The sequence below is a fragment of the Acidaminococcus fermentans DSM 20731 genome, assembly GCF_000025305.1.
Taxonomy (GTDB): Bacteria; Bacillota; Negativicutes; order Acidaminococcales; family Acidaminococcaceae; genus Acidaminococcus; species Acidaminococcus fermentans.
In genome coordinates this window covers 2,015,583-2,035,417 of sequence record NC_013740.1, presented here as the reverse complement: position 1 = coordinate 2,035,417, position 19,835 = coordinate 2,015,583, and the positions used below count along the sequence as shown (strand labels likewise).

Annotated in this window: 20 protein-coding genes; all 20 read left to right on the top strand. The window is 58.2% G+C overall.

Translation table 11 applies throughout. From position 1 onward, the window contains the following. Positions 1–70 precede the first annotated feature (70 nt). The 20 genes from gcdC (at position 71) to hgdC (ending at position 19,810) form a co-directional block, all read left to right on the top strand. Entirely contained in the window at positions 71–508 is a 438-nt protein-coding gene (gene gcdC, locus ACFER_RS09390; RefSeq protein ID WP_012939172.1) for a sodium ion-translocating glutaconyl-CoA decarboxylase subunit gamma, read from the top strand. 35 nt (positions 509–543) lie between these two features. After that, the gene (gcdB, locus tag ACFER_RS09385; RefSeq protein ID WP_012939171.1) at positions 544–1,671 is read left to right on the top strand and encodes a sodium ion-translocating glutaconyl-CoA decarboxylase subunit beta; all 1,128 of its coding nucleotides are present in this window, start codon (positions 544–546) and stop codon (positions 1,669–1,671) included. 139 nt (positions 1,672–1,810) lie between these two features. Next, the gene (locus tag ACFER_RS09380; protein ID WP_012939170.1) at positions 1,811–2,308 is read left to right on the top strand and encodes a hypothetical protein; all 498 of its coding nucleotides are present in this window, start codon (positions 1,811–1,813) and stop codon (positions 2,306–2,308) included. Between the two features lie 15 nt (positions 2,309–2,323). Continuing rightward, positions 2,324–2,761, top strand: coding sequence for a SoxR reducing system RseC family protein (locus ACFER_RS09375; RefSeq protein ID WP_012939169.1), 438 nt, complete (start codon positions 2,324–2,326; stop codon positions 2,759–2,761). A 3-nt stretch (positions 2,762–2,764) separates the two neighbouring features. After that, entirely contained in the window at positions 2,765–3,028 is a 264-nt protein-coding gene (locus tag ACFER_RS09370; RefSeq protein ID WP_012939168.1) for a DUF4321 domain-containing protein, read from the top strand. A gap of 9 nt (positions 3,029–3,037) precedes the next feature. Beyond that, positions 3,038–3,673: a Maf family protein gene (locus ACFER_RS09365; RefSeq protein ID WP_012939167.1), complete on the top strand. Its 636-nt coding sequence runs from the start codon at positions 3,038–3,040 to the stop codon at positions 3,671–3,673. After that, positions 3,600–4,286, top strand: coding sequence for a RadC family protein (gene radC / locus ACFER_RS09360; RefSeq protein WP_041666258.1), 687 nt, complete (start codon positions 3,600–3,602; stop codon positions 4,284–4,286). The genes ACFER_RS09365 and radC overlap by 74 nt, the downstream gene beginning before the upstream one ends. 15 nt (positions 4,287–4,301) lie before the next feature. Continuing rightward, complete coding sequence (gene mreB / locus ACFER_RS09355) at positions 4,302–5,333, top strand: rod shape-determining protein (RefSeq protein WP_012939165.1); 1,032 nt, start codon at positions 4,302–4,304, stop codon at positions 5,331–5,333. 18 nt (positions 5,334–5,351) lie between these two features. Further along, positions 5,352–6,236: a rod shape-determining protein MreC gene (mreC, locus tag ACFER_RS09350; RefSeq protein WP_012939164.1), complete on the top strand. Its 885-nt coding sequence runs from the start codon at positions 5,352–5,354 to the stop codon at positions 6,234–6,236. Next, entirely contained in the window at positions 6,236–6,748 is a 513-nt protein-coding gene (mreD, locus tag ACFER_RS09345; RefSeq protein WP_012939163.1) for a rod shape-determining protein MreD, read from the top strand. Before mreC ends, mreD begins: the two co-directional genes overlap by 1 nt. 9 nt (positions 6,749–6,757) lie before the next feature. Beyond that, positions 6,758–8,554, top strand: coding sequence for a penicillin-binding protein 2 (gene mrdA / locus ACFER_RS09340; RefSeq protein WP_012939162.1), 1,797 nt, complete (start codon positions 6,758–6,760; stop codon positions 8,552–8,554). A gap of 9 nt (positions 8,555–8,563) precedes the next feature. Further along, positions 8,564–9,685: a rod shape-determining protein RodA gene (gene rodA, locus ACFER_RS09335; RefSeq protein ID WP_012939161.1), complete on the top strand. Its 1,122-nt coding sequence runs from the start codon at positions 8,564–8,566 to the stop codon at positions 9,683–9,685. 9 nt (positions 9,686–9,694) lie between these two features. Next, positions 9,695–11,557 carry a TIGR03960 family B12-binding radical SAM protein gene (locus ACFER_RS09330; protein WP_012939160.1) on the top strand — a complete coding sequence of 621 codons (1,863 nt, stop codon included), beginning with the start codon at positions 9,695–9,697 and terminating at the stop codon, positions 11,555–11,557. Further along, positions 11,554–12,246 (top strand): TIGR03936 family radical SAM-associated protein, encoded by a 693-nt coding sequence (locus tag ACFER_RS09325; RefSeq protein WP_012939159.1) that lies wholly within the window; start codon positions 11,554–11,556, stop codon positions 12,244–12,246. Before ACFER_RS09330 ends, ACFER_RS09325 begins: the two co-directional genes overlap by 4 nt. A 10-nt stretch (positions 12,247–12,256) precedes the next feature. Further along, positions 12,257–13,687 (top strand): Rne/Rng family ribonuclease, encoded by a 1,431-nt coding sequence (locus ACFER_RS09320; protein WP_012939158.1) that lies wholly within the window; start codon positions 12,257–12,259, stop codon positions 13,685–13,687. Further along, positions 13,684–15,129 (top strand): CCA tRNA nucleotidyltransferase, encoded by a 1,446-nt coding sequence (locus ACFER_RS09315; protein WP_012939157.1) that lies wholly within the window; start codon positions 13,684–13,686, stop codon positions 15,127–15,129. The genes ACFER_RS09320 and ACFER_RS09315 overlap by 4 nt, the downstream gene beginning before the upstream one ends. Positions 15,130–15,452: 323 nt before the next feature. Beyond that, a complete protein-coding gene (gene gctA / locus ACFER_RS09310) occupies positions 15,453–16,415 on the top strand; it encodes a glutaconate CoA-transferase subunit A (protein ID WP_012939156.1) in 963 nt (320 codons plus the stop codon). Between the two features lie 2 nt (positions 16,416–16,417). Next, positions 16,418–17,218: a glutaconate CoA-transferase subunit B gene (gene gctB / locus ACFER_RS09305; RefSeq protein WP_012939155.1), complete on the top strand. Its 801-nt coding sequence runs from the start codon at positions 16,418–16,420 to the stop codon at positions 17,216–17,218. Positions 17,219–17,241: 23 nt separating this feature from the next. After that, the gene (gcdA, locus tag ACFER_RS09300) at positions 17,242–19,005 is read left to right on the top strand and encodes a sodium ion-translocating glutaconyl-CoA decarboxylase subunit alpha (protein ID WP_012939154.1); all 1,764 of its coding nucleotides are present in this window, start codon (positions 17,242–17,244) and stop codon (positions 19,003–19,005) included. Positions 19,006–19,027: 22 nt separating this feature from the next. After that, the gene (gene hgdC / locus ACFER_RS09295) at positions 19,028–19,810 is read left to right on the top strand and encodes a (R)-2-hydroxyglutaryl-CoA dehydratase activase HgdC (RefSeq protein ID WP_012939153.1); all 783 of its coding nucleotides are present in this window, start codon (positions 19,028–19,030) and stop codon (positions 19,808–19,810) included. Positions 19,811–19,835: the final 25 nt, after the last annotated feature.

The following is a 19,835-nucleotide window of genomic DNA, read 5'->3' as shown; positions in this document are numbered from 1 at the left end:
TGAACTGTTGAGGGACGGTTCATTATCCACAAAATCAAACAACTTGAAAACTGTTTAGGAGGGTATTCTCATGAGAAAATTCAATGTTAACGTTAACGGTACTGTTTACACTGTAGAAGTTGAAGAAGTCGGCGGCGCTGTAACTGCAGCTCCTGCTGCTCCTGCCGCTCCTGCCGCTGCTCCTGCTGCCGCTCCTGTAGCTGCTGCTCCTGCTGCTGCTCCCGCTCCGGCTCCTGCCGCTGCTCCTGCTGCTGCTCCCGCTCCGGCTGCCAAACCGGCCGCTGCTGCTCCTGCCGGCTCCGTAACCGTATCCGCTCCCATGCCCGGCAAGATCCTGTCCGTTAACGTAAAACCCGGCGACAAAGTGGAAGCCGGCGATGTTCTGCTGATCCTGGAAGCTATGAAGATGCAGAACGAAATCATGGCTCCTGAAGACGGCACGGTTTCCGAAGTCCGCGTAAACGCTGGCGATACCGTAGCCACCGGCGACGTAATGGTTATTCTCTAATCAACGTCTCCGAACATAAAGGAGGATTTTAGAACATGGATGCTTTTGTGGTAGCCCTGACCTCTGTCATCCAGGACAGTGGGTTTGTGGCTTTTACCTGGGGCAATGCCGTAATGATGCTGGTCGGGTGCATCCTGCTGTACCTGGCCATCGTCAAAGGCTTTGAACCCCTGCTGCTGAGCCCGATCGCCTTCGGGTGCATTCTGGCCAACGTACCCCGGACCGGGTTCGAAACCGACCCCGGCGTCATGCAGCTGATCCTGGGCGGGATCAAATACGAAATCTTCCCTCCGCTGATTTTCATGGGCGTAGGGGCCATGACCGACTTTGGTCCGCTGATTGCCAACCCCAAGACCCTGCTGCTGGGCGCTGCTGCCCAGATCGGCGTGTTCGTGGCTCTGCTGGGGGCCATGCTCCTGGGCTTCAATGTGAAGGAAGCTTCCGCCATCGGGATCATCGGTGGTGCTGACGGCCCGACTTCCATTTACCTGGCTTCCAAGATGGCTCCCCATCTGCTGGGCGCCATCGCCGTGGCCGCTTATTCCTACATGTCCCTGGTGCCCCTGATCCAGCCGCCTGTGATGAAACTGTTCACCTCCAAGGAAGAACGGAAGATCAAAATGGCCCAGCTGCGTACGGTGACCCACTTTGAAAAAGTGGTGTTCCCCATTGTCACCACCATTTTCATTTCCCTGCTGCTGCCTTCCGTATGCTCTTTGATCGGGATGCTGATGCTGGGGAACCTGTTCACCGAATCCGGCTGTATGGACCGTCTGTCTGACACGGCACAGAATGCCCTGATGAACAGCGTGACCATCATGCTGGCCACCGGTACCGGCCTGACCATGAAGGCCGAAAGCTTCCTGACCTTGCAGACCATCGAAATCATCTGCCTGGGTCTGGTTGCCTTTATCGGCGGCACCGCCGGCGGTGTGCTGTTCGGCAAGCTGATGAGCAAGCTGGACGGCGGCAAGACCAACCCGCTGATTGGTTCTGCCGGTGTATCCGCAGTGCCTATGGCTGCCCGTGTGTCCCAGGTTGTGGGACAGCAGGCTGACCCTGGCAACTTCCTGCTGATGCACGCCATGGGCCCCAATGTGGCCGGGGTTATCGGTACGGCTGTTGCAGCTGGTACCATGCTGGCCATGGTGGGCGGCAAATAAAAAACAGAAGTTTTTTGAGCTGTTGCTTCGGCAGCAGCTCTTTTTTTTTTGCAGAAAACGCCTTTCTATTGGGGGAATTTTTGTTATAATAAAAGAGATATGTTTTTTTATCGCCGGAACCTGAACAAAGGAGATCATTTTGGAAGCATACAAGGAATTTTCAACCACCAGCCGGGAACGGCGGCTGTACCAGTGGGGGACCCTGGCCCTGATCGGGGTCAGCTGTGCCTATGAAGGGTACCATACCTTTGCCCTGGGGCAGCTGAGCATCATGGGCTGGGGCTACAATCTGCTGTTCATCATCCTATGGTGCTGGCGCTGCCTGTTCCAGTACAGCATCCAGCTCACCGGGGACAAACTGATCGTGGTGATGTACGGCCTGGGGCTGGAAAGGCGGATGACCGTTTACCTGAAGGACCTGGAAAGTTTTTCCAACCATTACAAACGGAGCTTTTTCCGGAAGACCGCCATCAAAAAATACGTCCACCGGTATTCTTCCGTGGATCCCCAGCCCCAGCGGATCCTGGTGTACCGGGAAAACGGCAAACTCTGCGGTCTGCTGTTCAAGTCCAGTGATGAACTGATGGAGCGGCTGGCCCGTCGGTTCCCCAATCAGTATCTGGAATTTCCAGAATAACAAAGGAGTCATAGTATGAGCAACAACAATGTGTATGTAGGCAAGGTCATTGCGGTGAGCAAACAGCGGGCCAAGGTGAAGATCGAACAGAGACCGGGGGAACAGCGGCCCAAGATGCTGGACTGCTGGAACGCCTGTGAAGCCAAACGGGGGACCCGGGTGATTGTGGGGAAACAGTCCCTGGATGAAAAGAAAGCCCAGATGATCGTGTACGGGATCCCTGTGCTGACGGCTGTGGCCGGTGCCGCTTTCGGACGGGCCCTGGCCCATTTCTTCTCTGCTCCCGTCTGGCAGGTGGTGGTTCTGAGCACCCTGGTGTGGCTGGCCCTGGGGCTGGTCTATGCCCGGAACTTCAAGAAGAGCGTCCGGACCAAGGTGGAACAGTGGACCATCACCGGATACTTCAGCAATGGGGAAATCTACGACGCCAAGGGGAAAAAAGTGGAGGTCTAAGGAATGCTGGGGAAAAATCATCTGACCCTGCTGCTGGTCCTGGCGGCAGGGGCGGTTATCGGAGGTCTCCTGGGGGACAGCCTCCAGGCATCCCAGATTTTGGGCGGGGCCACCGATATCCTGGTGCGGAAGTACCAGGTGCTGACCATCCCCCCTTCCACCATGGACCTGTATGTGGCCAAAGTGACGGCCGGGGTGGAATTTTCGCCCAACCTGGCAGCCATCCTGGGCATGATCCTGGCAGGGGTCCTGTTCCACAAACTGTAGGAGATGACTATGGAACTGATACTGGCCTCCGGTTCCCCCCGCCGCCTGGAACTGCTCCGGCAGATCGGTCTGGAGCCCCGGGTGGCGGTGAGCCGGGGAGAAGAAGAAAAGAATGACGTGACGCCGGAACAGCTGGTCCGGACCAATGCCCTGAACAAGGGCCGGGAGGTCCGGGAATGGCTGGGGGATAAGGTGCCTATCCTGGCCGCGGATACGGTGGTGGCCCTGGAAGGAGAAATCCTGGGCAAGCCCCGGGACCGGGAAGAGGCAGCCGCCATGCTCCGGAAGCTCAGCGGCCGGCGGCACCAGGTACTGACGGGAGTGGCCCTGTTCTACAAGGGGCAGGTGCGCACCCATGTGGAAATCACAGAGGTGGAATTCGCCTCTTTGACGGAAAAGGATATTGCCTGGTACATCGCCACCGGGGAACCCATGGACAAAGCCGGCGCCTACGGCATCCAGGGCAAAGCCGCCCTGTTCATCCCGGCCATCCGGGGGTCCTACAGCAATGTGGTGGGGCTGCCCCTGGCACCTTTGAAGAAATTATTCGCAGAACTGGACGTGACAAGCTATGACACACTATCTGATCCGGGAGATGCTTCCGGAGGAACGGCCCCGGGAACGGCTGCTGGCCAAGGGGCCTGAGGCGCTGACCATTACGGAGCTGCTGGCCATCCTGATCGGCACCGGGCGGAAGGACCATTCGGCCCTGGACATTGCCCGGGAGCTGACCGGGGACCTGTTGAAGGATGCCCGGCTGGCCCGGACCCAGGACGTACGGGAACTGACCCGGATCTCCGGCATCGGCCCGGCCAAGGCCACGGTGATCCTGGCGGCCCTGGAACTGGGACGGCGGCTGGCGGGGGCAGGAACCCGGCCGTTCCGGACCATCCACTGTCCGGAAGACGGAGCCATGCTGGTGATGCCCCGGCTCCGGTATGAGAACCACGAACATTTTCTGGTGGTGCTGCTGAACAGCAAAGGCAAAGTCATCGGCATCGAACCTGTATCTGAAGGGTCTCTGAATGCTTCGGTGGTCCATCCCCGGGAGGCCTTTGCCCCGGCACTGCTCCATCATGCGGCTGCCATCCTGGCGGTGCACAACCACCCCTCCGGGGATCCCACTCCCAGCCGGGAGGACCGGGAACTGACCCGGACCCTGTGGGATACGGGGAAGGTCATGGGGATCCCTCTGGTGGATCACCTGATCATCGGGGACGGAGTCTATTACAGTTTCAAGGAACACGGTCTGCTATAAAAAGGAGGAAGTCGGATGCTGGATCTTTGGGGGTCTTTTTCCACCGATCTGGGGGTGGATCTGGGTACGGACCATACACGGATCTGTCTCCGGGACGAGGGCATCGTCCTGGATGAACCTACGGCGGCGGCAGTGGACCTGCGCCAGGGGAAGATTTTGGCCCTGGGCCGGGAAGCCCGGCAGATGCTGGGCCGGACCCCGGAAGGGATCCAGGTGGTCCGGCCTCTCCAGAACGGGGTCATTGCCGACTTTGACCTGACCCGCCGGATGCTGAAGGGATTTCTCCGGCAGGCCTTGGGGAAACGGCCTCTCTTCCGACCCCGGCTGGTGCTCAGCGTACCCTGCGGAGTCAACAGCGTGGAACGGCGCGCAGTGCTGGATGCAGCCATGGAAGCCGGTGCCGGGGAAGCTTATCTGCTGGAAGCCCCGCTGGCAGCGGCCCTGGGGGCCGGGATCCCGGTACGGGAAACCAAAAGCTGCCTGGTGGTAGATATGGGGGCCGGGGCCACGGAAGCCGCGGTGCTGACCCAGGGGAAGATCGCCGTCAGCCGGCTGCTCCGCCAGGGAGGACGGAGCCTGGATGAGGCTCTTGTCCAGTACAGCCGGAAAAAGTATAATCTTCTTATTGGATCCCTCCAGGCGGAGCAGGTCAAGATCGAAATCGGCACGGTCCGGGATACGGTGCCGCCGGCCTATATGGATCTCCGGGGCCGGGATCTGATCACCGGTCTGCCCCGGAGCGTGACCATCGACCAGAATCAGCTCCAGGAAGCCCTGTGGGAGCCGGTCCACCGGATGGTGGACTGTGTCCGGAACCTGCTGGAACAACTGCCGGACCTTTTGGCCCGGGATGTGGCGGAACGGGGCATCGTGCTTACCGGGGGCGGAGCCCTGCTGCGGAATTTTGACTGGCTCCTGGAACGGGAAACCGGCCTCCGGGTCTGGGTGGCGGAAAACGCCCTGACCTGCGGGGTCAAGGGAACCGGCATTGCAGCCGGCAATATGAATCTGTTCCGGAAGGGGCCCCGGCCCCGCCGGAATGTATAATGGGGAGAAGCGGTGCAAATGAGGAAGGAACAGAAAATCAGACTGGGCGTGCTGGGAGCGTCCGTCCTGCTGGTGGCAGGTCTCCTGTGGGATGGCTTCCATCGGTTTCCGGCCGTGAACACGGTGCTCACCACCCTGACCCGGCCCATCAGCTTTGTGGTGGGGGGGATCGGCGGAGGTGTCAAAGGTTCCGGAAACTATTTTGCCTCCAAGGCTTCCCTGGAAAAGGAAAACGCGGCTCTGAAAAAGGAAAATGAAGAGCTGCGCCAGACCAATGTGGAACTGATCGGCATGAAGGCAGAGAACCAGCGGCTCAGCAAGCTGTTGAAGTTCAGCAGCCTCCATCCCCAGTGGAAGATGGTGTCCGCCAAGGTGATCAGCCGGGACCTGGGGGATTTCAAGGATGTGATCCTCATCGACCGGGGGAAGGATGACGGACTGCAGGTGAACATGCCCGTGGTCAATGCCTCCGGGCTCATCGGCATTGTGGACGGAGTCTATCCCCACATGGCCAAGGTGCTGCTGATCTCCAGTCCCCGGAGCCGGATCGGAGGGCTGAACCTCCGGGGGGATTCCCGGGCTTCCGGCATCGTCAACGGGGTGGCCGGACCGGATCTGCTGCTGGAAATGCGCAACCTGAGCCGGAATGCGGACATCCTCCCCGGTGATACCATCGTTACCAGTGGCTACAGCGGATACCACCCGGAAGGGCTGGTGATCGGCACCGTGGAAGATGTGCAGATGGATACCGGCGGGCTGACCAAAATGGCCACCATCGCTCCTTCCGTGGATTACAGCCATCTGGAAGAAGCCAGAGTCATCACGAACTTCCAGGGCTTTGCGGATTTCCTGCGCAAGGAAGGGAAAGATCCGGATGCCCAGTCTGGCAAAGGAGGGAAATAATGGTGCTTGTTGGCTTTGCCTGGCTGTTGTTCACCCTTTTCCTGTTCACTCTGGAGAACCACTGGTTCCTCTTTTTCAATACCACCCAGTCCCCGGACTTGCTGCTGTTGTTTCTCCTGCTCTATGCCATGGATCAGGGGAAGCGGAACGGCGCAGTGTATGGACTGGGTATTGGTGCTTTATTGGACGTTGTCACTTTCAGCTATTTTGGCTGGCACATGGTGAGCCGGACCGTCATCGGATACCTGGTGGGGAAGAACCGGGTGAACATGTTCGTGGACCGGCTGCCCACCTATCTGATCCTCACCACTCTGGTGACCCTGCTGCTCCAGGTGGCCCGGGGCCTGTTCCTGTGCATCATGCTGGGACGCTGGCTGCCGCTCTGGCCCCTGACCCTTCAGACCCTGAAGACCATGGGCTGGAATCTGGTCCTGGCTCCGGTAATGTGGTTCCTGTATCACAGACTGAAGAAACGGGTCCGCAGCCGTCTGGATTATTACTATCATCTGTAGGAGTCTGCCGTGCTGAACAAAAAATATGCTTACCGTCTGGAATTCATGATGGTCACCGGGATCCTGGTGATCCTGGTGCTGATCGGACGGATGTTCTATCTGCAAATCATCAAAGGATCCACCTACCGCCGTCAGGCGGAAGGGAACCGGACCCGCTATACCCGGATCCTGGCCCCCCGGGGCATCATCTATGACTGCAACGGGGAAGAACTGGCCAACAACAAGCCGGGGGTCATGGTGTCCCTGGTGCGCCGGACGGACGGCTACCGGGAGGAGACCCTGGAACGGCTGAGCCAGCTGCTCCATATCCCTCTGGAAGACATCAAGGAGACCATCCGGCTTTCCGGCGGCAGTTCGGAACCCATCCGGCTGGTGCGGAACGCCTCTCCGGAAGTGGTGGACAAAGTGGAGGAAAACCTCCGGTATCTGCCCGGGGTGATGCTGGAAGTCCAGCCGGTACGGAACTATCCCAACAAGGGACTGGCTGTCCATGCCCTGGGCTATGTGGGGGAAATCAGCGATTATGAAATCTCCCAGGGAGCCTACAGCGAACTGAAGGCCGGGGACATCATCGGCAAGTTCGGTCTGGAAAATTACTATGATTCCTATCTCCGGGGAGAAGACGGCAGTTATCGGGAAGAAGTGGACGTGGCAGGCCGGGTGGTCCAGATCATGGACAAAGTGGATCCCAAACCGGGCCAGGGACTGGTGCTCACCATCGACGCCAAGCTCCAGCGGATTGCGGAAGAGGCGGTGGAACGGCAGCTGAAGGCCATCGGGGCCCGGGGCTGCGCCCTGGTGGCCCTGGATCCCAACAACGGGGAAGTGAAGGCCCTGGTGTCCCGTCCCGGTTTCGATCCCAACTGGTTCGTAAACGGCATCAGCGAAAAGAACTGGAAGTATCTGAATACGGATCCTTTCCATCCCATGACGGACAAGGTCATTGCCGGGGAGTATCCTCCCGGCTCCACCTTCAAGATCGTCACCGGGTCCGCCGCCCTGGAAGAGAAAAAAGTGACCCCCAATGAACTGATCTACGACTCCGGCCGCCACTGGCTCATCGACATGCGGAATGCCGGCGGGGAAGCCCTGGGGTACATCAACTTCAAACGGGCCCTGGCGGCATCCGACAACGTGTACTTCTACGAAATGGGGAACCGGGTGGGCATCGACCTGCTGGACAAGTATGCCCGGGAATTCGGCTTCGGCCAGACCACCGGCATCGACCTCCATGGAGAGGCCCAGGGGCTCATTGCTACCCCGGAATACAAAAAGAAAGTCTTCGATGATGAATGGTATCTGGGGGATACCTTCAATACGGCCATCGGTCAGGGTTTCACCCTGGCCACCCCCATCCAGGTGGCGGAGATGCTCAGCGCCGTAGCCACCGACGGGAAACGGTACAAGCCCCATCTGGTCAGCAAGATCCTCAATGATGATGGCAGTGTGGCCAAGACCTTTGAACCGGAAGAAGAAGGGAAGCTGCCCATTTCGGAAGCCACCCTGAAACTGATCCAGGAAGGGCTGGAAGCGGTAACGGAAGAAGGGGGCACCGCAGCCTTCCTGAAGAACCTGCCGGTGCCGGTGGCCGGCAAGACCGGTACGGCAGAAAACCCCCATGGCCTGGAACACGGCTGGTTCATTGCCTATGCCCCGGCCAAGAAGCCCCAGCTGGTGGTGGTGTGCATTGTGGAACAGGGCAGCTACGGCACCATTTCCGCCGCACCCATTGTCAAGAGCATCCTGGAATACGTATTCACCGATCCCCGGGTGCGCCGGCAGGGCAAACAGGGCAGCAAGAAATAAGGAGAGACTATGCGCTGGCATTTTTCGTTGAAAAAATATTTTCGGAATATCGACAAACCCCTGCTGATCAGCGTCCTGCTGCTGATCGCCATCGGCGTGGTGCTCATTGCCAGTGCCACCCATGCCAATGTGCCCGGTCCCCGGCGCTACAGCTTCGTCCTGCGCCAGCTGAGCTTTGCGGCCATCAATCTGGTGCTGGGGACCTTCCTGATGCGGTTCGACTACCGGGTCCTGAAGAGCCTGGCCCGGCCTCTGTACATCTTCAACATCCTGATGCTGCTGGCGGTGATGCTGGTGGGGAAAAGCGCCCTGGGAGCCCAGCGCTGGCTCCAGCTGGGCCCCATCAGCATCCAGCCCAGTGAATTTGCCAAGGCCATCATGATCATCAGCCTGTCCTCTTTTGTGGACGACCGGCTGCCCCTGCTGACGGATTTCCGCAGCTGGCTGCCGGTGTTCGGCTATGTGCTGCTGCCTTTCCTGTTCGTCATGAAGCAGCCGGACCTGGGGACTTCCCTGGTGTTCCTGGCCATCCTGCTGGGAACCATGATCGTCTGCGGGTTCCGGATCCGCTATTTCCTGATCATGGGAGGCCTGGGCCTGGCCTCGGCGCCCCTGGTGTGGCAGCTGCTCCACGAATACCAGCGGAACCGGATCCGGGTATTCCTGAATCCCGGACTGGAACCCTATGGCAGCGGCTACCATGTGATCCAGTCCATGATCGCCATCGGGTCCGGGCTTTTTGCCGGCAAGGGACTGTTCGCCGGCACCCAGAGCCAGCTGAACTTCCTGCCGGAAAACCACACGGACTTCATCTTTGCGGTGGCCGGGGAAGAATTCGGCTTCATCGGCACCACCATCATCCTGCTCCTGTACGGAGTGGTGATTTACCGGGGCCTTTCCATCGCCCTCCACGCTTCCGATGATTTCGGGACCCTGCTGGCGGTAGGGGTGGTCTCCATGTTCCTGTTCCACATCCTGGTGAACGTGGGGATGACCAGCGGCATCATGCCGGTGACCGGGGTGCCCCTGCCTTTCATGAGCTACGGGGTCAGTTCCCTGACCACCAACATGCTCATGGTGGCCCTGCTGCTGAACATCAATGCCCACCATCAGACTCTGCGCTTTCATTAAGGAGAAATTATGCGAAAAGATTTACCCATCGATATACTCAGTGCTGTGGAAAAGCCCGCCCGTTATACCGGCATGGAATTCGGCAGCATCGTCAAACCCGAAGAGGAAACGGAAGTATCCTTCTGTCTGGCCTTCCCTGATACCTATGAAATCGGCATGAGCTACCTGGGCTTCAAAATCCTTTATGAAATCCTCAACAAGCTCACCGGGGTGGCGGCGGAACGGGCCTTCGCCCCCTGGGTGGACATGGAAGCCAAAATGCGGGAACGGGGACTGGTGCTCTCCAGCCTGGAAAACACCCGGCCCCTGAAGGATTTCGACCTGCTGGGCTTTACCCTGCTCTATGAAATGTCCTATTCCAACATCCTGAACATGCTGGACCTGGGCGGCGTCCCCATTCTGGCCAAAGACCGGACCCTGGACGATCCTTTTGTCTGTGCCGGGGGATGCTGCGTGTTCAACAGCGAACCCCTGGCGGATTTCCTGGATTTCTGCATGCTGGGGGACGGGGAACGGATCATCCAGGAAGTGACCCTCCTGTACCGGGACTGGAAACGGGAAGGGAAACCGGGAGGACGGCTGGGATTCCTGCGCCGGGTGTCCCGGATCCAGGGAGTCTACGTCCCTTCCTTCTATGAAATCACCTACGGGCCGGACGGTACCATCACCGGGAAGAAACCTCTGGAGCCCACGGCACCGGAAGTGGTGTACAAACGGGCGGAGCAGGATCTGGACGCCCTGGATTTCCCCACCCATCCCATTGTGCCCTACAGCGACACGGTCCACGACCGGATCATGCTGGAACTGTTCCGGGGCTGCAGCCGGGGCTGCCGGTTCTGCAACGCCGGGATCATCTACCGGCCGGTCCGGGAACGGAAACCGGAAACGGTGATGGAACTGGCCAGGAAGCTGGTGCCTGCCACCGGATACAATGAAATCTCCCTGTTCTCCCTGAGCACGGCGGATTATTCCCATCTGGAACCGCTGATCCGGGAACTGCTGGGAACCTTCAAGAAGGACCGGGTCAGCGTATCCCTGCCCTCCCTGCGGATCGACAGCTTCTCCGTGAAGCTGGCCCAGGAAGTCCAGGCGGTGCGGAAAAGCGGACTGACCTTTGCCCCGGAAGCCGGCAGCCAGCGGATGCGGGATGTGATCAACAAGGGGGTCACGGAAGAGAACCTGATGAACGCCGTGGGAGCTGCCTTTGAAAACGGCTGGTCCCAGGTGAAGCTGTACTTTATGATCGGCCTGCCCACGGAAACCGATGAAGACGTACTGGCCATTGCCAAACTGGCCCAGAAGGTCCAGTGGAAATACAAGGAGATCACCGGCCATATGGGGGCCAAAGTCACCGTCAGCGTATCCAATTTCGTGCCCAAGCCCTATACCCCCTTCCAGTGGGTGGGACAGAACACCAAGGCGGAATTCGACCGGAAGCACATGCTGCTGAAAAATGCCTTTGCCAATCTGAAGAACATCCATTTCCAGTACCATGATTCCCGGACCAGCCTGATGGAAGGGGTCCTGGCCCGGGGCGACCGGCGGCTGGGGAAAGCCATCTATCTGGCCTGGCAGCGGGGCGCCAAATTCGACAGCTGGACGGAATTCTTCGATTATGACCGGTGGGCCCAGGCCATTGCCGATGCGGGATTGACGACGGACTTCTACAACAGCCGGCCCCGGGGCAAAGAGGAGATCTTCCCCTGGGAACACACCAGCTGCGGGGTGAGCCGGCAGTTCCTGTGGAGCGAGTACGAAAAAGCCCGGGAAGCGGCCCTGACCCACGACTGTCGCCGGGATACCTGTACCGGCTGCGGGGTCTGCCAGAAACTGGGCATCCATATCATTGACTGGAAGGAGGGAGAAGCATGAAACTGCGGCTGCAGATCACCAAAGAACCGGGAATCCGGTTCATCTCCCATCTGGAATACCAGCGGAGCATCGAGAAAGCCCTCCGCCGGTCCGGGATCCCGGTGGCCTATTCAGAAGGCTTCAATCCCCATATGAAATTTTCCCTGGCTTCTGCCCTCAGTGTGGGGGTCACCAGCTCCTGCGAGTTTGCGGAGATCCGCCTGGCGGAGGAACGGCCTCTGGACCAGCTGGTGGAAGCGGTTTCCCAATCCCTGCCCATGGGCATCCATATTGTCCGGGCCGATCTTACCGATGACAAGGCACCCAAACTCATGGCCCGGGCCCAGGGGGCTTCCTATGAAGTAAAGGTTCCCTGCGCTTCCGATCCCTCTGCCGGACTGGCGGCTTTTGCCGCAGCGGCAGAAGTGCCTTATACCAAACCCTACAAAAAGGGCAAAGGGAAACCCAAGACCATCGACGTGAAATTCTACATTCCCCAAGTGGAGTCCCGGTGGCAGGACGGGATGCTGGATCTGTCCTTTGACGTCCGGATCACGCCCACCGGCAGCATGAAGGCTTCGGAATTCCTCCAGGTGCTGGCCGGGGATTTCCAGGTGCCCCTGGCCGCCGTCCAGGCGGACATCCGCCGGGTGGACCTGTACAGCCGGGATGAAGCCGGCCGGAAAGTCCCGCTGATCGGGGAAGGCTGAGAGGCTGCCCATGAATACGATCTTTGTCAGTGTCCGTCCGGAAGAAACCCGGATGGGAACCGTGGAGGATGATCAGCTCCGGGACTATGCCGTGGAGCGGAACAGTGCCGACAATCTGGTGGGCAATGTGTACAGGGCCCGGGTGTGCAATGTGGTGCCCGGGATCCAGGCGGCCTTTGTAGATCTGAACACCGGCAAGAATGGATTCCTGACCCTGAAGAAAGGGGAAACCCTGTCCGAAGGCCAGATGCTCCTGGTCCAGGTGGTGAAGGATGCCCGGGGCAGCAAGGGTCCGGCGGTGACCCGGGACATTACCCTGCCCGGCCGGTATGTGGTGCTGGAACCCTACGGCAGCCGGGTGAGCCTGTCCCGGAAGATCAGCTGCAAAACCAAGCGGAAGGAACTCCGGGACTGGGCCCGGGAACTGCTGCCGGACCACATGGGTCTGGTGCTGCGGACGGCAGCCGCCCATGCGGAGGAAGATGAGATCCGGGCGGATCTGGAACAGCTGCTCCGGAACTGGGATGTGCTGGTCCGCCGGAGCAAGGTTGGCCGGGGACCCCAGCTGCTGTACCGGGAACTGGACCTGGCCATCCGGCTGGTCCGGGATTATGTGACGGACCGGGTGGAGCGGATCATCGTGGATGAGGAAAAGACCTGCCGGCGGCTCCAGGAAATGCTCCGGGACATGGGGCTGCCCGGGATCCAGGTGAAGCTGTACCGGGGAAAGGAAGACCTGTTCACTTTCTACCGGCTGGATGAGGACATCGAAAGCCTGTCCGACCGGGTGGTCTGGCTGCCGGGGGGCGGCTATCTGGTCATCGACTGCACGGAAGCCATGACCGTCATCGACGTGAACAGCGGGAAGTTTTCCACCGGGGCGGACCGGGACGCCACCAGCATGGCCACCAACCGGGAAGCCGCCCGGGAAATCGCCCGGCAGCTGCGGCTCCGGGATATCGGTGGCATCATCGTGGCGGATTTCATCGACATGGACCGGGAAGAGGAACAGGAGGAGATCCTCCAGATCCTGAAAAAGGAATTCGCTTCCGACAAGATGAAACCCAAGGTCATCGACCTGACCCAACTGAACCTGGTGGAAATGACCCGGATGAAGGCCCGAAAGAACCTGGCCGGCATCCTGTACACCACCTGTCCCCTGTGCGGAGGCAGCGGCCGGGTGGAATCCCCGGAAACCGTCTATGTGGAGATCCGCCGGCGGCTCCGGAGTACTTTTCTCCAGGGGAAGATGAGCCATGCCCTGCTGCTCACCGTCCATCCCCTGGTCTACAGCTGGCTGCGGCAGCAGGGACTCCGGGACATGGAACAGGAATTCCACTGCAGCCTGAAACTGGCCAGCGACCCTTCCCTGGAAGTGGGGGTGTTCACCCTGCTCACCGCAGACCCGGAAGGGACAGGAAGAGAGGGTGAACGGCAATGAAACTGACGATTCCTGCTTATGTGAAAACCGTCATGGATGTGCTCCAGGCCCGGGGCTTCCAGGCCCATGTGGTGGGGGGTGCCGTCCGGGACATGCTCCTGGGCCGGACCCCCGACGACTATGATGTGGTGACCAATGCCCGGCCGGAAGAGATCATCCGCACGGCGGAAGACGCCGGGATCCCGGTGGTCAGTGAACTGGGACAGAATTTCGGAGTGGTGATCCTCCGGGTGGAACGCCACGGAGTGGAAGTGGCCGCCTACCGGAATGAGACCTACGGCAGCGGGGATGCCCACCGGCCTTCGGAAGTCTGGTACTGCAAAACCCTGGAAGAAGATCTGAGCCGGCGGGATTTCACCATCAATGCCCTGGCCGTGGATCAGGAAGGCCACATCACCGACTGTTTCCATGGGCTGGATGATCTCCGGGGCCGGGTGCTGCGCACGGTGGGGGATCCGGACCGGCGGTTTTCGGAAGATGCCCTGCGGATGTTCCGGGCCTGTCGGTTCGTGGGGCAGCTGGGGTTTGCCCCGGATCCGGCCATCCTGCCCGCCATCGGCCGGAATCTCCAGAAGGTCCCGGGCCTGTCCCTGGAACGGGTCCGTACGGAACTGAACAAGCTGCTCATGGGGACCTATGCCGGGGAAGGTATGGACCTGATGGTGAAAAGCGGTCTGGCGGCGGAAAGCTGCCGGGTCCGGCGGAAGGGACAGTACGAAACCGTACCCATCCTGCCGGAACTGACCCATCTGGTGGGTCTGGGCCAGAACCCCCAGTTCCACCCCTATGATGTGTGGAAACACACGGCGGTGGCTCTGGACAAAGGGGACCGGAGCCTGGAAGTGGGCTGGGGGATCCTGCTCCACGACGTGGCCAAGGGCCTGGAAGGCGTCCGGGGCATCAACCGGGAGGGCCAGCCCTGTGATCACGGCCACGAAGCGGTGGGAGCCGCCCTGGCCCGGCAGATCCTGGAACGGCTCCAGCTGCCCCGGGAAGTGGTGGACCGGGTGGCCTGGCTGGTGAAGAACCATATGCATTTCGGCTTCATCAGTGCCCAGGAAGACAGCAAGACCTGGCACTGGCTCCGGAAAGAAGCCCGCAGCGGCCATTTCCGGTTGAACAAGGAAATGGCGGAAGCCTTCAAGCAGCTGACCGCCGTGTGTGTGGCTGACGTGGCTGCCACCAATGCCGCCCAGAACGACGTGATCCATGCCCAGATGTATGGGAAGCGGCTGGTGAAGATGGCCTATCTCATGCCCGTCCATACCTCGGATCTGGATTTTTCCGGGAAGGATGCCCTGACCCTGGGAGCGGCGCCGGCCCAGCTGAAGGAGCTGATGCCGGTGCTGCTCCGGCGGGTCCAGGACCGGATGCTGGAAAACGACCCGGAGCAGCTGGCCCTGGCGGCCCGAAAATGGCTGGAACGGCAGAAAAAACTGTAATGACAGTTCTCAATGGAAGAAAAAGAAGGTGTTGGAAAGGGAACACCTTCTTTTTTATGTAATTTTTAAAATAAAAATGCTAAAAAAAGAGAATTTTTCTCACAAGTTATTAGAATTTTTATATATTTGTAAAAAAATCAACAAATAGTCCTGGGAAAGATTTAAAAAAAAATTTATTTGTGTTATAATCAATCCGTACACTGAATACAGTAGGTTCAGCCGGGATGCGAATGTAAAAAATATTCAAAAGGGGGATGGTTATTTCTTAGAGGAGGATTCCGGCGGTTTCACAAACTAGTATGGATCTTAAGGAGGTTTTTGCTTTGAGTAAAGTAATGACGTTAAAAGACGCAATCGCCAAGTATGTGCACAGTGGTGATCACATTGCTCTGGGTGGTTTTACGACGGACCGTAAACCCTATGCGGCTGTGTTCGAAATCCTGAGACAGGGTATCACGGATCTGACCGGTCTGGGCGGCGCTGCCGGCGGCGACTGGGATATGCTGATCGGCAACGGCCGTGTGAAAGCCTACATCAACTGCTACACCGCCAACTCCGGTGTGACCAACGTTTCCAGACGGTTCAGAAAATGGTTCGAAGCCGGCAAACTGACCATGGAAGACTATTCCCAGGATGTTATCTACATGATGTGGCATGCCGCCGCTCTGGGCCTGCCCTTCCTGCCTGTAACCCTGATGCAGGGCTCCGGCCTGACCGATGAATGGGGCATCAGCAAGGAAGTCCGTAAAACCCTGGACAAAGTTCCTGATGACAAATTCAAATACATCGACAACCCCTTCAAACCGGGTGAAAAAGTCGTGGCTGTTCCTGTTCCGCAGGTTGATGTGGCCATCATCCATGCCCAGCAGGCTTCTCCCGATGGCACCGTTCGCATCTGGGGCGGCAAATTCCAGGATGTGGATATTGCTGAAGCAGCCAAATACACCATCGTTACCTGCGAAGAAATCATTTCTGATGAAGAAATCAGAAGAGATCCCACCAAGAACGATATCCCCGGCATGTGCGTAGATGCTGTTGTCCTGGCTCCTTACGGTGCACATCCTTCTCAGTGCTATGGCCTGTACGACTACGACAATCCGTTCCTGAAAGTCTATGACAAGGTCTCCAAGACCCAGGAAGACTTCGATGCCTTCTGCAAGGAATGGGTGTTCGACCTGAAGGATCATGACGAATACCTGAACAAACTGGGTGCCACTCGTCTGATCAACCTGAAGGTTGTTCCTGGTCTGGGCTACCACATCGACATGACGAAGGAGGACAAATAACAATGGCTGATTACACGAATTATACCAATAAAGAAATGCAGGCTGTGACCATTGCCAAGCAGATCAAAAATGGTCAGGTTGTAACGGTTGGTACCGGTCTGCCTCTGATCGGCGCCAGCGTGGCCAAGAGAGTCTATGCTCCTGACTGCCACATCATCGTGGAAAGCGGTCTGATGGACTGCTCCCCGGTGGAAGTTCCCCGTTCCGTAGGTGACCTGCGGTTCATGGCTCACTGCGGCTGCATCTGGCCGAACGTCCGGTTCGTGGGCTTCGAAATCAACGAATACCTGCACAAGGCCAACCGTCTGATCGCCTTCATCGGCGGGGCCCAGATCGATCCGTACGGCAACGTGAACTCCACTTCCATCGGTGATTACCATCATCCGAAAACCCGTTTCACCGGGTCCGGCGGTGCCAACGGCATTGCCACCTACTCCAACACCATCATCATGATGCAGCATGAAAAACGCAGATTCATGAACAAAATCGACTACGTGACCAGCCCGGGCTGGATCGACGGCCCTGGCGGACGGGAAAGACTGGGTCTGCCCGGCGATGTGGGACCTCAGCTGGTAGTAACCGATAAAGGGATCCTGAAATTCGACGAAAAGACCAAACGGATGTACCTGGCTGCCTACTATCCCACTTCTTCTCCGGAAGATGTACTGGAAAACACCGGGTTCGACCTGGATGTATCCAAGGCTGTGGAACTGGAAGCTCCGGATCCGGCCGTCATCAAACTGATCCGTGAAGAAATCGATCCGGGGCAGGCCTTTATCCAGGTCCCCACGGAAGCAAAATAAGACATTCGGGAGGAAGAATTTAAATGGGTTTCTACTCTATGCCTAGATATTTCCAAAATATGCCTCAGGTGGGCAAACCCCTGAAAAAGGCGGATGCCGCCAATGAAGAACAGCTGAAAAAGATCGAAGAAGAGATCCATCAGCTGATCAAAGAGGCTCAGGAAGCCGGCAAGGCAGATGCTGATGTAAACAAGAGAGGGGAACTGACCGCTCTCCAGAGAATTGAAAAACTGGTGGAACCGGGCTCCTGGAGACCCCTGAACACCCTGTTCAACCCTCAGGGCAACAAGAACGGCTCCGTGGCCATCGTCAAGGGCCTGGGCCGTGTAAACGGCAAATGGTGCGTGGTCGTGGCTTCCGACAACAAGAAGCTGGCCGGTGCCTGGGTGCCAGGCCAGGCTGAATGCCTGCTGCGGGCTTCCGATACCGCCAAGACCCTGCACGTGCCTCTGGTGTATGTGCTGAACTGCTCCGGCGTTAAGTTCGACGAACAGGAAAAGGTATACCCCAACCGTCGTGGCGGCGGTACGCCTTTCTTCCGGAACGCTGAACTGAACCAGCTGGGCATTCCCGTCATCGTTGGCATCTACGGCACCAACCCTGCCGGCGGCGGCTATCATTCCATCAGCCCCACGGTGATCATTGCCCATGAAAAAGCCAACATGGCTGTGGGCGGCGCCGGCATTATGGGCGGCATGAACCCCAAAGGTCATGTGGACCTGGAATATGCCAACGAAATCGCCGACATGGTGGACCGTACCGGCAAGACCGAACCTCCGGGAGCTGTCGACATCCACTACACCGAAACCGGTTTCATGCGTGAAGTCTATGCTTCCGAAGAAGGCGTTCTGGAAGGGATCAAGAAGTATGTAGGCATGCTGCCGAAATACGATCCTGAATTCTTCCGGGTGGACGATCCGAAAGCACCGGCATTCCCGGCTGACGACCTGTACAGCATGGTTCCTCTGAACGACAAACGGGCTTATGACATCTACAATGTAATTGCCCGCCTGTTCGACAACAGCGAACTCCATGAATACAAAAAAGGCTACGGCCCTGAAATGGTCACCGGTCTGGCCAAAGTCAACGGCCTGCTGGTGGGCGTTGTGGCCAACGTCCAGGGTCTCCTGATGAACTACCCTGAATACAAGGCTGCAGGCTCCGTAGGGATCGGCGGCAAACTGTACCGCCAGGGTCTGGTGAAAATGAATGAATTCGTCACCCTGTGCGCCAGAGACCGTCTGCCCATCGTCTGGATCCAGGATACCACCGGGATCGATGTGGGCAACGATGCGGAAAAGGCTGAACTGCTGGGTCTGGGCCAGTCCCTGATCTACTCCATCCAGACTTCCCACATCCCTCAATTCGAAATTACCCTGAGAAAAGGCACGGCTGCTGCCCACTACGTACTGGGCGGGCCTCAGGGCAATGACACCAACGCCTTCTCCATCGGTACCGCTGCTACGGAAATCGCCGTTATGAACGGTGAAACCGCTGCCACCGCCATGTACTCCCGGAGACTGGCCAAAGACCGGAAAGCCGGCAAGGATCTGCAGCCGACCATCGACAAGATGAACAACCTGATCCAGGCTTTCTACACCAAATCTCGTCCGAAAGTCTGTGCTGAACTGGGTCTGGTGGATGAAATCGTGGACATGAACAAGATCCGCGGGTATGTGGAAGCCTTCACGGAAGCTGCTTATCAGAATCCGGAAAGCATCTGCCCGTTCCATCAGATGATTCTGCCTCGTGCCATCAGAGAGTTTGAGACTTTCGTAAAGAAATAATCCTTACGGAGGAAATGTTTTAATGAGTATCTATACCTTGGGAATCGATGTTGGATCTACTGCATCCAAGTGCATTATCCTGAAAGATGGAAAAGAAATCGTGGCGAAATCCCTGGTAGCCGTGGGGACCGGAACTTCCGGTCCCGCACGGTCTATTTCGGAAGTCCTGGAAAATGCCCACATGAAAAAAGAAGACATGGCCTTTACCCTGGCTACCGGCTACGGACGCAATTCGCTGGAAGGCATTGCCGACAAGCAGATGAGCGAACTGAGCTGCCATGCCATGGGCGCCAGCTTTATCTGGCCCAACGTCCATACCGTCATCGATATCGGCGGGCAGGATGTGAAGGTCATCCATGTGGAAAACGGGACCATGACCAATTTCCAGATGAATGATAAATGCGCTGCCGGGACTGGCCGTTTCCTGGATGTTATGGCCAATATCCTGGAAGTGAAGGTTTCCGACCTGGCTGAGCTGGGAGCCAAATCCACCAAACGGGTGGCTATCAGCTCCACCTGTACTGTGTTTGCAGAAAGTGAAGTCATCAGCCAGCTGTCCAAAGGAACCGACAAGATCGACATCATTGCCGGGATCCATCGTTCTGTAGCCAGCCGGGTCATTGGTCTTGCCAATCGGGTGGGGATTGTGAAAGACGTGGTCATGACCGGCGGTGTAGCCCAGAACTATGGCGTGAGAGGAGCCCTGGAAGAAGGCCTTGGCGTGGAAATCAAGACGTCTCCCCTGGCTCAGTACAACGGTGCCCTGGGTGCCGCTCTGTATGCGTATAAAAAAGCAGCCAAATAAGCTGTATATCATGTAAAGAAGGAAG